Genomic DNA, 15452 nt, shown 5'->3' with positions numbered 1-15452 from the left:
AACTCAGAAGTGAAACGTGTTAGCGCCGATGGTAGTGTGGGAGTTCCCATGTGAGAGTAGGACATTGCTAGGCTTCTATTTAGAAGAGCCCGATTCGAAAGAGTCGGGCTTTTTGCTGTCTGGGGTTTAAAATTTTGTAAGCGGCGGCTACTTGCACGCAAAAATTAGCACGCAGAAGTCAAACGTGTTGGCTTGGTAGTAAGGAGCGTGTGGGAGTTATTCTCTTTATGTGGGGTCGCTCTGATGCATCTAAGACATGAGTTAATTCTTACGTCAGTAGGACGCCGCTCCTGCACATTCATGTGCCCACGGCATTAATGCATCCTTGTACGTCATTACTAGGCTTCTATTTAAAGAAACCCGTAGCTGACGATACGTTTTTTTGCTTTCTGGCGATGGAATATTCACTAAATATCCTATCTTGCGAAATATCAGCATTAATTTATATATTTATCTCTAAGACCTTTGTAAACCTTTGGATTTTTCCATAGGATACGATATTAATTATTGCGACTGCATCTTATTATATTGTGATTGGTCCCAGTTTCTGCTTTAACAACATGAGAATAATAACAATGAATATTGATGGAAAGTTAGCTGCAAAAATTTTACGAGATAAATTAGCTATTGAGGTAGTTGAATTAAAGTCGCGTTATAATATTAAACCCAGTTTAACGGTAGTTATTGTAGGTGATGATCCCGCTAGCCATGTTTATGTGAAAAACAAAGTAAAACAAACACAAGAGATCGGTATGATCTCCAATGAGATAAAGTTATCAGAAGATACAACTCAAGAGTATTTATTAAATCAGCTCGAACAATTAAATAATGATGATAGCGTCCACGGCATTCTAGTGCAGTTACCTTTACCAAAACATATAGATGAAAGCGCGGTAATTTCGGCAATTAGTCCAGATAAGGACGTCGATGGTTTTCATGCTATGAATTCTGGTCGACTATTTAATGGAGAATCAGGGGCATTAGTGCCCTGTACACCACAAGGTTGTGTCATATTAGTTAAACAACATTTAGGTAACGACCTATCTGGAAAGCATGCCGTAATTATTGGTCGTTCTAATATTGTCGGTAAGCCTGTGGCTATGCTGCTATTACAAGAAAATTGTACAGTGACCATCGCACACTCCCGAACTAAAAACTTACCAGAGGTCTGTCAACAGGCTGATATTTTAGTCGCCGCTGTTGGTATAGCTGATTTTGTTAAGGCCGATTGGGTTAAAGAAGGCGCAACTGTTATTGATGTTGGTATCAATAGAATTTTAACTGATGAAGGAAAAATAAAATTGGTTGGTGATGTAGATTACCATGCTGTTTTTGATAAATGTGGGGCAATTACTCCTGTTCCTGGTGGTGTAGGGCCAATGACGATTGCTTGTTTACTAAAAAACACCTTAGCCGCGGCGAAAAGATGTGCGCACCAGCCCTAATCTTTTAACAGGTTACAAGTTTGCTGTCTGAAAAGTCTACATGATCAATAAAGTGCCAAATTGGTTATTAGCCAATCATATAATGACCAATTTTAGTTGTTTACAATAACCTTCAATTAAGCGCCATGTTAACTACACTGCTGTATAAATAAAGCAGTGTAAGTTTTTTTGTTTTTCTCGATATCGATTGAGTCGTTGTTTAAATTCTGTGGGAAGTGGAGCTGTGTCTTCATTGATGTTGTAACTAATGAAATTATTTGACTGGTAAAATGCTTGAAATCCTATATCAGCAAAGCAAATTATTTGTTCATACCTTAAATGTGTGAACTCATCTTTATCAGCAGTAATCGTTTGTAAAATTAAGCTAGCGATGCTTTTACCGCGCTGAACTTTGTCGATAACTAGACCGTGTAGTAACCAAAAGTCATCATTTTCTTGACCTGCTGATATTATTGCACAGGCTATAATAATGCTATTTACCTTTACTATATAACATTGATCTTTACCGATATAACTAGCGGAATAGCGCTGATTTTTATAAAAGCGCATGATATTTTTTTTATCTGCTTTTGTAGCTTTTACGACATCATATGCGGAGGTGATTATATTCATAAAGTTATTTTGATCATATCGCATGTTTCTGTAGACAGGCTGGTATTATAGTTATGTTGTTTGATAATTATCTTTTCCCTACTTTATCTGCTTATTTAATGTCTAGTTTTTGACTGTCATCAATAATGTATAAATCAGACAATTTGAATCAAACAAATTAGCACAGGTTGATGGGTTTAAAACTATTTTACTTTTTGACTAAATAGTTTGGCTCAATGTTAGCAATTACAGGTTATAATATGGCATTATATTTTTGTTTTTATGTGTCTGTTTCAATAATATTACCAACAGATATCAGTTAAATAACGTGGAGAATAAGCTTGCAGTTTAGTGATTTTGGATTAGATAGTAAAATAATGTCAACTGTTGAACATCTAGGTTTTAGTGAGCCTACTGAAATTCAACAACAGGCAATTCCTGCCGCCATGACAGGTCATGATTTGATTGCTTCATCTAAAACAGGCTCAGGTAAAACATTAGCTTTTATTATTCCCGCTATGCAGCGTTTGTCAAAAAATCGAGCATTGAGTAAGCGTGATCCACGTGTAGTTATTTTAACGCCAACACGTGAATTAGCTAAGCAAGTTTTTACCCAGTTAAGAATGTTTACTTCAGGATCAGCGTTCAAAGCTGTACTCATTCTTGGTGGTGAAAATTTTAACGATCAAGTTAAAGTTTTAGAAAAAGAGCCTCATTTTATTGTTGCTACACCAGGTCGTTTAGCTGACCATCTCTCACAAGGGCATTTTCACCTTAGTGGTTTAGAATTACTTATACTTGATGAAGCCGATCGCATGTTAGATCTAGGCTTTGCTGAACAGTTAGCGCAAATTAATAAAGCAGCTGATCACCGTAAGCGTCAAACACTGCTATTTTCTGCGACCTTAGATCATGCACAAGTTAATGATTTTGCTTTAGCGTTATTGAAAAAGCCTAAACGTATCGCTATTGGTAGTGCTCACACTGAGCACAAAGACATTACTAAACGTTTTTACCTTTGTGATAACTTAAGTCATAAAGAAAAGCTACTTTCACACTTTATAACAACTGAAATTCACCAACAAATAATCATATTTACTGCGACACGTGCAGACACGGATAGACTTTCTATATTATTAACGGAGCAAGGCTTAAGTGCTGTCGCGTTAAGTGGAGAGTTAAATCAAGGCCAACGTAACCAAATAATGGATGGCTTTAGTAAAGGTCAGCAAAAAATATTGATCACCACAGATCTAGCCTCTCGCGGTTTAGATTTAATTAATGTTTCGCACGTAATCAATTTTGATATGCCAAAGCATACCGAAGAGTTTGTTCATCGTATTGGCCGAACAGGCCGCGCAGGCAGCACAGGAGATGCTATTTCTCTTGTTGGTCCTAAAGACTGGATAAGCTTTAAGAATGTAGAGGGTTTCCTCCAGCAAAAGCTAAGATTTGACGCAGTTGATGGTTTAAAAGCTAAGTTCAAAGGCATCAAGCCTAAGAAGCCAAAAGTTGAAAGCAAAATAACAGATAGTAAAAAATCAGTAGTGGTTACTAAGAAGACAAAAACAAAGAAATCTGTTAAAAATACCTTTTTAGCGCAAGATGCTGGAGATTTGCCGGTATTAAAGCGCAAGCAAGCTGTTGCACCACAAGATATTGAAAATACGGATATTAATGAAGTAGATTGAGTTTAAGTATTCATATTAGGAATTAAATTTTGTAAACCCGCATGACTGATATTAAAGGCATAGCGGGTTTTTTGTTTTTATATGAGTGAACGTTAATTTATTTCACCCTTTTTCTCGTGTTATCAGCCTTTTTTCCGCTTCATTTAATGTAATAATTAAACATGTATATTTATCAAATGAAATTTCATCTAAAGCTACAGATATGCGATAAATTAATGAGTTCATATGATGTTTTATCGCACACACCCATTGGCTATTTTTTCTAATGTAAACAATACTTATATTGTTTTTAACCACTTAAATTTTATAAGAGTTGCCTATAGGCATGCTGTACTCTTTTCTTGTGAGGCTTCCATTACGTGTCAGCGAGCAATGAACCAGAAGTTACAGTTTCATTAGAGAACGTTAAGGGACACTTTGTTGTAGATACTGAACTACATCAAGGCTTTCAGTTAGGTAGCCTAGTGGTTGAGCCTGATTTAGGTATAGTTATACGCAATGGTCAAAGATACCATTTGGCGCCTAAGGCGATGGAGGTTCTACTCTTTTTATCATCCACTAATGGTGAGATTGTCTCCCGTGAGGAAATATTAGCTTTTGCTTGGGGCGATAACCACGCTGCAAAAACTAATGTTACCCATGTTATCAGCGAAATTAGGCACGTGCTCGACGACCATAAAGAGTGTCCTACATATATCCAAACCATACCTCGTAAAGGCTATCGTATGCTTTTACCTACCGTGGCAAAGTCATCCAATAGCATTTGGCCTTTCCCCGCTGATCAACTAAATCAAATTAGTGGTCCAGATAAAAAATGGAAATTATCATTTTCATTATTAAAAAGTAGTCGTTTAATTAACGCTAGTGCAGCATATTTAGTGGTATCTTGGGTTTTACTACAAGTGTTCTCCATTGTATTACCTATTTTTGATGTGCCAACTTGGGGTGGGAAGGTAGCTGCTTTAGGCTTAGTTATTGGCTTTCCCATTGTTATCAGTTTTCAGTGGTTTAAAGAGTTTAAAACAAGAAAAAAGTTTGCTTACGAAAATAATAAACAGCATAGGTTTGTCTACCGTCAATTTGCCATAGACAGTTTTTTTGTGCTGATTATTTTATTTTTTATATATTACATATCTACTCACCTGATTGAAAAAATAGAAACTGAAAGCACTATGGAACCAGTTCAATTGACGCTTGAGAATAAAGCGCCAATTTCAAATGTGACCGAAAATTCCGTTGCTGTATTACCTTATTACTCATCAGACACCGATAATAATCCTCAGTATTTCGTTTCAGGTTTACAAGAAGAGCTGATCAATTTATTAGCATTAAAACCCGTGTTTAAAGTATCTTCAATCAGGGCTATAAATGCATTAGAACCTGAAGCAAGCATTGATCAAATTAAAAATATTTTGGGTGTGAAATATATCGTCGAAGGGCGGTCTAAAACTGTAGACGGTTCATTAATTATAAATACTACCATGACAGATGTGGTAACGGGTTTTCAGGTATGGTCTGATGAATCTAAGGGCTCATCCAATGAACTGGTTATTCTTTTTAGTGACTTGTCTCGCAAAATTACTAATGCCTTGCATTTACTAGTTGTTGGGGATCAATCAGTTAACAATAATAACTACATGCCAACAGATAATTTTGCAGCTTATGATGCTTATTTGCAAGGGAAAGAAAAGTATAGAAACTCGAAAAACATCAACGCTTTGGTAGAAGCAGAAACACTCTTTATTGTCGCTTTACAATTAGACCCCGATTTTATACAAGCTTCATCAGCACTATGTCAAACATACTTAGATAAATATTTACTAAACAATGATACAAATGAATACGATAAAGCCTTAAACGTTTGTCAATTAATTGCTAGTAACGAAACAGTATCGTTTGAATCAGAATTAGCGCTTGGCACGCTTTATCGGGTTAATGGTCAATATGAAAAATCAGAAACACATTTAAATAAAGCAAAATTAATTAAACCAGAGTCGAGTGAAGTTTATATTTCATTAGCTGTTTTATATGCAAAATTAGAGCAAAGTGATGAAGCTGAAAACTTATATCAACAAGCGATTAGTCTTGAGCTGGGTAATTGGAGAAACTACTATGACTATGGTGTGTTTTTGTATGCTTCGGGGCGATATGAACAAGCGGTAAGTCAATTTAACAAAGTGACTTTAATTAATAAAAATAGCGCCATGGCCTATAATGCTTTAGGCGCAGTATATTACATGGTGCTGAATTTTGAACAAGCGAATATTGCTTGGTCTAAATCATTAGCAATTGAACCAACATCTGTCGTGTTTATGAATTTAGGTTCTGTATTATTTTTTATGAAGCGTTTTGAAAATGCAGCTGAAATGTATTTACAAAGCGCTGAGCTGTCACCGTTAAGCCCTACCGTATGGGGCAATTTAGGCGATGCATTTAAGTACAGTAAAAATAAAGCACAAAGCGCTAAGTCGGCTTACGAGAAGGGGCTTAATTTAGCTAAAAAAAATGCGGTTATTAATGATAAAAACCCAAGTTTTCAAGCACAAATTTCCCGTTACTACTCTGAATTAAATCAATGTGAACAGGCAAAAGCTCACCAAGGTAAAGTCCTTAAAAATAATGTACAAGATCCCTATATTTATTATGATTTAGCCATAGTAGCTATTAATTGTTTTGACGTTAATGATACGAAGTTATTTATTGAAAAAGCAATTGTTCTAGGCTACCCCGCGAAGCTTTTATTGGCAGATCCTCAGTTTTACGACTATAAAGATTGGTTAAAAGAAATTGTTTGAGCCCTCTAACCTGAATAAGGAAAATTCAATGAATATCCAAAATAATAAATTAATAAAAAGAATAACTAGCAGTTTAGTCCTACTAATCGCGGCAAGCTCCATGGTGACTTTTGCTGCTAGCAATAGTGCTAAAGACAAGGAGTTGATCATTCAAGTTGATCCATCGACACACTGCGCTATTAACGTAGCACCTTCAGATAATGAAAATAATTGTGCTCTATTATACCCTGCAGATAAAAACCCCTGTAAGAATGACCCTGAATGTGTCTGTTCGAAAAAGGAGAAGTATATTTCTTGGCAAACTAGTACCGGCGATGCATTTGATGTTTATTTTACAGAGGGCTCGCCTTTTAATATGTGCGAATATAGTGCCGGTGCAGAGGGTGAAGTTCGGTGTAAAATCAAAAACGATGGTGACTATTACTACGAAATTAATGTCCAAGGTTGTGCAACTAACCCTTATGATCCTAGAATTGTAGTGCAATGATTTTTGTTGGTTTAGTTAACCTGAGATATTAAAAATATTTTGTCAGCAAATGATAGGTCGTTAAATAGACCTGTTAGGACAAATTTTTATCTTCTGCTCAGGTTAACTTAACTTAACTTAACTATATTCATTCAGTAATTAACTGTTTAACACTGTATTGGCTTTCGGCGTTACCAATTTTTTCTTTCAAATAAGGTAGTATTTCATCTAACTGGTTACTTAATTGCCATGGCGGATTAACAATAAATAATCCTGTACCTGTCATACCATATTCTTGAGTGTCAGCGTGTTGGCAATACTCTACTTGTAATAGGTTACGTACATCACTTTTAGTAAAGGCGTCTTGCATTTGCTCAACAAGTTCACGCTTAACTACGGGATACCATAAAATATAGGTGCCGGTAGCAAATTTTTTATAGGCATTAACGATAGTGCGAACGGCTTTTAAATAATCTTCTTTTAATTCATAAGGCGGATCAATTAACACCACACCACGGCGGTTTGGCGGTGGTACTAAGCCTAAAACCCCTTGATAACCGTCAGATTGCTTAACATGTGATTTATTCCATCGTTGGCTATATTCTTTTAAGTGCTCGATGTCAGTTGGATGTAATTCAAATAAATGCGTACTGTCTTGACGACGGGTAAACTGTCGGGCAATGCCAGGCGAGCCAGGGTAGAGAGCAAGTTCACCAGTTTCACGGTTTATATCTTTTACTAAGTCAATATAAGGCTGCAGGGCTTCTGGTAAATCATTATTTTCAATTAACTTAGCAATACCATCTTTGTATTCACCGGTTTTTTGCGCGTATTCATCACTCAGCTGATACATACCAGCGCCCGAGTGGCTATCGATATAATAAAAACCTTTATCTTTTCGAGTCATGTACTCAAGTACTAAGGTTAATACCGAATGTTTTAAAACATCAGCAAAATTTCCGGCGTGAAAAGCGTGGCGATAACTGAGCACAATAACTCCTTAAAATAGCGTGAAATATATATAAAAATAAAGGTATCAGAATTAACTCATGATACCTTTTTTAAAATTTGGTTAATGTGATGATTAATTTACACTTGTGATGCTAAGTATTCGTCGTAACCACCAGCAAAGTCAGTGTAACCACCATCTTCTAATTCGATAATACGCGTCGCTAAACTTGAAACAAACTCACGGTCATGACTGACGAATAAAATAGTGCCTTCAAACTGTTCCATTGCCATGTTTAATGACTCAATAGATTCCATATCCATATGGTTAGTCGGTTCATCCATAACAAGAATGTTAGGCTTTTGCATCATGATTTTACCAAACAACATACGTCCTTGCTCGCCACCAGAAAGTACTTTCACTGACTTGTTAATGTCATCAGCTGAGAATAATAAACGCCCTAAATAACTACGTACGGCTTGTTCGTCGTCGGTTGGTTGACGCCATTGACTCATCCATTCAAATAAGGTCATATCATTTTCAAATTCATGGCTATGATCTTGTGCGTAGTAACCAATGTTAACGTTTTCTGACCAAGTGTATAAACCTGACGAGGGTTGATACTCAGCTTCGCCCATCATGGTACGTAAAAATGTGGTTTTACCAATACCGTTTTGACCAATAATAGCCACGCGTTCGCCTACTTCAATCATCATATTAAGGTCAGTTAAAACCTTATTATCATCAAAGCTCTTGTTTAGGTTTTCGAGAACAAGGGCATTACGGAATAATTTCTTTTCTTGTTCAAAACGAATAAACGGATTAACACGGCTTGATGGCTTTACATCGGCCAATTGAATTTTATCAATTTGCTTAGCACGAGAAGTTGCTTGTTTTGCTTTTGAAGCATTGGCAGAAAATCGCGCCACGAAAGCTTGTAGTTCACCAATTTGTGCTTTTTTCTTGGCGTTGTCAGACATCAATTGTGCTCTAGCTTGCGTAGACGCTAACATGTATTCGTCGTAGTTACCTGGGAATACCCGTAACTCACCGTAATCTAAATCAGCCATATGGGTGCAAACACTGTTTAAAAAGTGACGGTCATGCGAGATGATGATCATGGTTGAATCACGTGCGTTCAAGGTTTCTTCTAACCATTGAATGGTGTGTATGTCGAGGTTGTTGGTTGGCTCATCAAGTAATAAAATATCTGGGTTTGAGAATAGTGCTTGGGCTAATAACACACGCAATTTCCAACCAGGGGCAACTTCACTCATTAAACCGTAATGTTGATCAACAGGAATACCTACACCCATTAATAGTTCGCCAGCGCGACTTTCTGCACTGTAACCATCCATTTCAGCATATTCAGCTTCTAAATCACCGGCACGCATACCATCAGCTTCACTCATTTCTGGTAAGGCGTAAATGCGGTCACGTTCTTCTTTTATCGCCCACAACTTGGTATGACCCATGATTACAGTATCAACAACAGAAGTTGCTTCAAAGCCAAACTGGTCTTGACGAAGTTTACCAATGCGTTCGTTTGGATCTAAGGCAACGTTGCCTGATGTTTGCTCTAAATCACCACCTAAAATTTTCATAAAGGTAGATTTACCACAACCGTTGGCGCCGATTAAACCATAGCGATTACCGCCACCAAATTTTTGTGAAATGTTTTCAAATAACGGCTTAGCACCGAATTGTTGGGTAATATTGTTTGCAGCTAACATATGAATTCCATAGCGAGTGTATTGAAGAGTGCTTGACTCATAACTTTTAAAATAATGCGCGCGATTATACTTGAAGCGTAAAATAATGTCAGTAGAAGATAGTAAAAACAATAAGCCTAGCGAGATAGCTAGGCTTATTAAAATAAGATGTAGACCAAGAAAATATTAGTTACTAATACGCTTCTTCTTTGCCGGGCCGTTAGGTTTTCTGTCGTTAAACTGGTTTTCAGAAAAACGCGTTAGTCCTTGTTTAGCTTTATCACCTGGTTTAGCTTTTTTAGCGGTTATTGGCTTTTTACCATAACGTTTTTCTTGCCCTGGCGAGGTTTTATTGCCTAAGGCGTTATTTTTACCTTTACCGTTGTTTTTATAATGCACCTGCTGGCTTTCATTTCTTGTTTCATTAGGCACTAAACAACCAGGTTTACTACCAATGAGTTTTCTTGCAAGGCCCATTTTTGTTAATGCTTCACGAATAATGCCCCAGTTCGCGGGATCATGATAACGCAATATGGCCTTATGTAAACGGCGCTGAATAGTACCTTTGGGCACGGCTACTGTCGCACTGTCTTTTTTAACATTACGCAGTGAGTCAATTTCAGTATGATAAAGCGTAGTGGCGTTAGCTAAAGGTGACGGATAAAAATTTTGAACTTGATCAAGTTTAAAGTCGTTTTCTTTTAGCCATAGCGCAAGGTTTACCATGTCTAAATCGGTAGTGCCCGGATGCGCTGAGATGAAGTAGGGGATCAAATACTGCTTTTTACCAGCAAGTTTAGAGTAATGATCAAACATTTCTTTAAACTTGTTATAACTGCCCATACCTGGCTTCATCATTTTATTTAATGGCCCTTCTTCGGTATGTTCAGGAGCAATTTTTAAGTAACCACCAACATGATGGGTAGCTAATTCTTTTACATATTCCGGATCTTGTATGGCTAAATCATACCTTACACCTGAGGCGATAAGTATTTTCTTAATACCTTTAACTTTTCGTGCTCGACGGTATAAATTAATTGTTGGTGTATGGTCGGTATCTAAGTGACCACAAATAGTTGGCCAAACACATGACGGTTTACGACAAGTAGCTTCAGCTTTCTCACTTTTACAGTTTAATTTATACATGTTAGCGGTTGGTCCGCCAAGATCAGAAATTACACCGGTAAAACCAGGCACTTTTAATTTAATATCTTCGATTTCAGCGATAATAGAATCTTCAGAGCGACTCTGAATTATACGGCCTTCATGCTCAGTAATAGAGCAGAACGTACAACCACCAAAACAACCACGCATAATGTTGATAGACGTTTTGATCATGTCGTAAGCTGGGATCTTAGCGTTGCCGTAAACCGGATGAGGTACACGCTGATATGGCAAACCAAAAACACCGTCCATTTCAGCTTCTGATAATGGTTTAGCCGGTGGGTTTAACCAAATAAGTCGGCTACCGTGTTTTTGCACTAAAGGCTTAGCAGATGTTGGGTTTACTTCTTGATGAAAAATACGTGAAGCATGCGCATAAAGTGTTTTGTTTTCTTTAACTTGCTCAAACGTTGGCAAGTTAATATAAGTGGTTTCCCATGGCTTTTTCTTGTCAGCCCATGATTTGTTTTTATGTGCTGTTGCTCTAAATTCACTTAACTGGATCGGTTGTGCCGTTTTAGTCACATCTTTTTCCGCTGCATTCTTTATCATGTCTTCAGCGGCATTAGCTGCTGCATCGGCTGACGTGGTTGCGCAATCTGGAGATGTCATATCTTGATAAGGACTATAAATAGGATCGATTTTACCCGGCTTATCTATACTTCGAGAGTCGATGCCTTTCCAACCGGGGAGCACTTGGTTGGCTAAAAACGCACTGCCGCGTACGTTAGTAATATCTTTGGTGGCTTCACCGTTGGCAATACGATGCGCGATTTCGATTAAAGGGCGTTCAGCGTTACCGTAAATAAGCAGATCTGCTTTTGAGTCAAAAAGTACTGATTGGCGTACTTTGTCAGTCCAATAATCATAATGAGCAATTCGACGTAAGCTTGCTTCAATGCCACCAATAATTACCGGTACGCCTTTATAGGCTTCTTTACAACGTTGGGTGTAGGCCGTTACTGCGCGGTCAGGGCGTTTACCACCTTCGTCATTAGGCGTATATGCATCGTCGTGGCGCATACGTCTTTCTGCCGTATAGCGGTTGATCATTGAATCCATATTGCCGGAAGTTACGCCGAAAAATAAATTTGGCTGACCCAATTGCATAAATGGTTCTTTTGAGTGCCAATCAGGTTGAGCTATTATGCCAACACGAAAGCCTTGAGACTCGAGCATACGGCCAATAACCGCCATACCAAAACTTGGGTGATCAACATAAGCGTCGCCAGTCACTAAAATAATATCGCAACTATCCCAGCCTAACACTTCCATTTCTTGACGAGACATCGGCAAAAATGGTGCAGTTCCATAACATTCAGCCCAATATTTGGGGTAATCGAATAGTTTCGGAGTTGTTTCCTGGATTGACGCTAAGTTCATACATTACCTAAATTTATTTTTACAATAGAGACAAGCGCGGTGTCACACGCTTTTAAAGCCTAACAATGACCCTTCACGACAAATTAAATAGCTTGATGATAAATACCATATTTACCACATTCAAATTATTCACATTGGCGAGGCGCGCGATTATACCAGAGTTATAAGCTAAGCCCAAATAAGCTTATGTAGTTCTTAAAAAGTTATCGGATGGGCTTAGTGCTATTTTACTGGTTTTCATCGTATAAAATTCGTTATTGGTCGTGTTATCGCCTAGATTTATTGAAAATTAACCCATAGCTTAGTATAACTAGGCGTAATAATTTTGATGAACAAATTTATAACTTTCACATTGTTAACGTATTTATTAACAGTTATTTAATCGTTTAGATAAATATTCCTTATACATACCCCTTATAAGTAAACCAATATAAGTAAAAATAAATTATGAAATTACAGTTAATTGCCGCCGCTATAAGTTTTTCTTTAGCTGCATGTGCATCGACAGCGCAGAAAAAAGTCGCATTAGAAAGTCATAGCATTATTACTAATGACGTTGCAGTTAGTGATGTTTTAGCTACACCTGCTGCCGGCGTGGCAAGTGCTACTGCCATCACCCTAGAAAAAATAATGTCTGATCCTGATTGGTTTGGCCGCTCTCCTGAGTCATGGTATTGGGGAGATGACAGTCAAACCATTTTTTATAAGCAAAAGCGCGTCGGCAACCCGTTACGTGATTTAGTACAAAAAAATGTCAGTACCCATGGCAATGGCGACTTAGTGAAGCTAGCGCAAATGCATGTTGTTGCTGACAATAACGCTGTAATGAATAATGCAGGTACACATGAGGTTTATACCTTTGAAGGCAATGTTTTTGTTAAAGCACTCGCTACCCAAACGGTGCAACAATTAACCTATACATCTGCAGTTGAATCATCAGCAATATTTTTAACGAATGGCAATGTGGCTTATCGTGTTGGTGATGTTTTTTACGCTCATGATATGAAGAATCAAAAAATTATTGAGTTAGCCAACTTGAAAATGACCGATGGTGAAAAACCAGCGACTGAACCCCTAAGTTATATCGCGACAGAGCAACACGAACTTATTGAGTATGTTGCTCTTCAACAGCGTAATAAAGATTTACGTGCAGAGCAAAAACGTCAGTTGCGGGTAAAAAACAGCACAGTGACACAAACCAACTTTTATTTCGGTAAAGACAATGAAGTTGTACATGCTAGCCTTTCTCCTGCAGGCGATAAATTAGTGGTCAGTATTGCTTCAGACAAATCACCACGTAAAGACAGTGACATTATGCCCAACTATATCGCTGACGACGGCCATATTGAGGCGAAAAAGGTTCGTAATCGTGTTGCCGATAACCGCCAATACGCTGAGCAGCTTTATATCTTAGATTTAAGCCAAGGCACTAAAGCCTTGTTAAATTACGACAGTTTACCTGGCTTTGATGAAGATGTGCTCGCCAGTGTGCGTAAAGAAAATTATGCCCGTGAAGGTAAAAAATATAAGTCAGAAAAGTCAGCGCGTAATATTCATGTCATGCAAGCTTGGGATCCAATTCAGTGGCAAGATAATGGCAAAAATGTTGCTATTATGTTGGAAGCTTGGGATAACAAAGACCGCTGGATAGCCACAGTTGATTTTGACAACAAAACGTTAGTGTCTCAACATCGTTTACATGATGATGCTTGGATAAATTACACCTTTAATGAGCTTGGTTGGTTGAGTAATTCTGAGCGTTTATATTACCTTTCAGAAGAAAGTGGTTACGCACATTTATACGTTAAGCCAATAAACGGTAAAGCAAAAGCCTTAACGACAGGTGAATTTGAAGTAGATGACTTAACCGTATCTGCTGATGAGCAAAGCATTTATTTTAAAGCCAATAAAAAACATCCGGGTATTTATGAAATTTATAACCTCGATTTAGCCTCTGGAAAAGTTAAAGCATTAACCGATTTGGGTGGTATGAACGATTACGCGTTAAGCCCTGATGAATCTAAACTTTTAGTTCAGCATTCAAAAATCACCATGCCGCCTGAGCTTTACCTTAAAGATTTAGCCAGTAACAGCGAGGCCATTCGATTAACCCACACAGTTTCAGAAGAGTTTTTAGCGATGCCTTGGTCAGCTCCTAATGTAGTGGCGATTGATTCATCACATCAAGAACAACCAATATATTCTAAAGTTTATTTACCTCAAGGTTACGATCAAACAGGAACTAAAAATAGAGCGGTAATGTTCAGCCATGGCGCGGGCTATTTACAAAACTCGCATTTAGGTTGGTCAGGTTACTTTCGTGAGTATATGTTCCACAGCATGCTGGTCCAACAAGGTTATGTTGTGATTGATATGGATTACCGCGCATCAAAAGGCTATGGCCGCGACTGGCGTACCGCAATATATCGTCATATGGGTAAACCTGAAGTTCAAGACATGCGTGATGGGGTAAATTGGTTAGTTGAAAATGCTAATGTTGATGCTAAACGTGTAGGTACATATGGCGGCTCTTACGGTGGTTTTTTAACCTTAATGTCTATGTTTACTGACCCTGAATTATTTCAATCAGGATCGGCACTGCGTTTAGTATCAGATTGGGCCTATTACAACCATGGTTATACCTCTAATATATTAAATACACCCGCTGACGACGCTATTGCTTATGAGCGCAGTTCGCCAATTTATTTCGCTGAGGGTTTAGATAAACCGTTACTAATTAATGCCCCAATGGTGGACGATAATGTGTTTTTTCAAGATACGGTACGCTTAGTTCAGCGTTTAATTGAATTGGAAAAGCAAGACTTTGAAACCGCTATTTATCCAGTTGAACCACATGGTTTTGTTCAACCTAGTTCTTGGTTAAATGAATATCGCAGAATTTATAAGTTGTTTGAAAATACGCTATAGAACCACATAGTAAGGCAATAAATAAGGCCTCATGTTCGAGGCCTTATTTATATTCAGCACGAATGGGCATTTTTTATTCCCGATAAAAACTCAGTACTTATGTCCATGTAAGCATCAATTGAACGCCATACCTATATAGATATAGGTACTAATGTTTAGTCTGGGACAATAAACATACACCTTGATTTTTTTGTCCTGCGGATAACCATCTCACAAAATTAATGGCACTTGTCTTATATTCCAGTAAAAGCATGGCACCACGATGTTATTGAATCTATTGGGCTCAGATCAAAGAGTGACGATACTTTATTGCAGAAGGTCATCTTGT

At 37.7% G+C, this 15452-nt stretch carries 9 protein-coding genes; 5 read left to right on the top strand and 4 right to left on the bottom strand.

What is annotated here, in order from left to right; all coding sequences use genetic code 11:
- Positions 1–566: 566 nt before the first annotated feature.
- A complete protein-coding gene (gene folD / locus H4J38_RS15845) occupies positions 567–1445 on the top strand; it encodes a bifunctional methylenetetrahydrofolate dehydrogenase/methenyltetrahydrofolate cyclohydrolase FolD (RefSeq protein ID WP_404842626.1) in 879 nt (292 codons plus the stop codon).
- Positions 1446–1577: 132 nt separating this feature from the next.
- On the opposite strand, the gene H4J38_RS15840 is transcribed toward folD, so the two are convergent.
- Positions 1578–2057: a hypothetical protein gene (locus H4J38_RS15840; protein ID WP_182133270.1), complete on the bottom strand. Its 480-nt coding sequence runs from the start codon at positions 2055–2057 to the stop codon at positions 1578–1580.
- A gap of 320 nt (positions 2058–2377) precedes the next feature.
- Between H4J38_RS15840 and H4J38_RS15835 the strand changes: the two genes are divergently transcribed.
- The 3 genes from H4J38_RS15835 to H4J38_RS15825 all read left to right on the top strand — a co-directional run bounded on the left by H4J38_RS15835 (position 2378) and on the right by H4J38_RS15825 (position 7009).
- On the top strand, positions 2378–3727 hold the full coding sequence (locus tag H4J38_RS15835; RefSeq protein ID WP_182133268.1) for a DEAD/DEAH box helicase: 1350 nt from the start codon (positions 2378–2380) through the stop codon (positions 3725–3727).
- Positions 3728–4086: 359 nt separating this feature from the next.
- Positions 4087–6522 carry a winged helix-turn-helix domain-containing protein gene (locus H4J38_RS17400; RefSeq protein WP_182133266.1) on the top strand — a complete coding sequence of 812 codons (2436 nt, stop codon included), beginning with the start codon at positions 4087–4089 and terminating at the stop codon, positions 6520–6522.
- A gap of 28 nt (positions 6523–6550) precedes the next feature.
- Positions 6551–7009: a hypothetical protein gene (locus H4J38_RS15825; protein WP_182133264.1), complete on the top strand. Its 459-nt coding sequence runs from the start codon at positions 6551–6553 to the stop codon at positions 7007–7009.
- A 127-nt stretch (positions 7010–7136) separates the two neighbouring features.
- Here the strand turns inward: H4J38_RS15825 and H4J38_RS15820 are convergent, their stop codons facing one another.
- The 3 genes from H4J38_RS15820 to H4J38_RS15810 form a co-directional block, all read right to left on the bottom strand.
- Positions 7137–7979, bottom strand: coding sequence for a 23S rRNA (adenine(2030)-N(6))-methyltransferase RlmJ (locus H4J38_RS15820; RefSeq protein WP_182133262.1), 843 nt, complete (start codon positions 7977–7979; stop codon positions 7137–7139).
- A gap of 98 nt (positions 7980–8077) precedes the next feature.
- Positions 8078–9670, bottom strand: coding sequence for an ABC-F family ATPase (locus H4J38_RS15815; protein ID WP_182133260.1), 1593 nt, complete (start codon positions 9668–9670; stop codon positions 8078–8080).
- A gap of 165 nt (positions 9671–9835) precedes the next feature.
- The gene (locus H4J38_RS15810; protein WP_182133258.1) at positions 9836–12196 is read right to left on the bottom strand and encodes a YgiQ family radical SAM protein; all 2361 of its coding nucleotides are present in this window, start codon (positions 12194–12196) and stop codon (positions 9836–9838) included.
- Between the two features lie 447 nt (positions 12197–12643).
- On the opposite strand from H4J38_RS15810, the gene H4J38_RS15805 reads away from it, so the two are divergent.
- Positions 12644–15124, top strand: coding sequence for a prolyl oligopeptidase family serine peptidase (locus tag H4J38_RS15805; RefSeq protein WP_182133256.1), 2481 nt, complete (start codon positions 12644–12646; stop codon positions 15122–15124).
- Positions 15125–15452: the final 328 nt, after the last annotated feature.

The organism is Colwellia sp. BRX10-3 (genome assembly GCF_014077505.1).
In the GTDB taxonomy this organism is placed as follows: Bacteria; Pseudomonadota; Gammaproteobacteria; order Enterobacterales; family Alteromonadaceae; genus Cognaticolwellia.
The sequence above is the reverse complement of the archived record's forward strand: the minus strand, read 5'-3'. Positions and strand labels throughout refer to the sequence as shown.

What these genes read in the sequence shown, in the direction of transcription:
- H4J38_RS15840 (WP_182133270.1), bottom strand. Translation starts at nt 2,057, where the DNA reads ATGAATATAATCACCTCCGCATATGATGTCGTAAAAGCTACAAAAGCA.
- H4J38_RS15825 (WP_182133264.1), top strand. Translation starts at nt 6,551, where the DNA reads ATGAATATCCAAAATAATAAATTAATAAAAAGAATAACTAGCAGTTTA.
- H4J38_RS15815 (WP_182133260.1), bottom strand. Translation starts at nt 9,670, where the DNA reads ATGTTAGCTGCAAACAATATTACCCAACAATTCGGTGCTAAGCCGTTA.
- H4J38_RS15810 (WP_182133258.1), bottom strand. Translation starts at nt 12,196, where the DNA reads ATGAACTTAGCGTCAATCCAGGAAACAACTCCGAAACTATTCGATTAC.
- H4J38_RS15805 (WP_182133256.1), top strand. Translation starts at nt 12,644, where the DNA reads ATGAAATTACAGTTAATTGCCGCCGCTATAAGTTTTTCTTTAGCTGCA.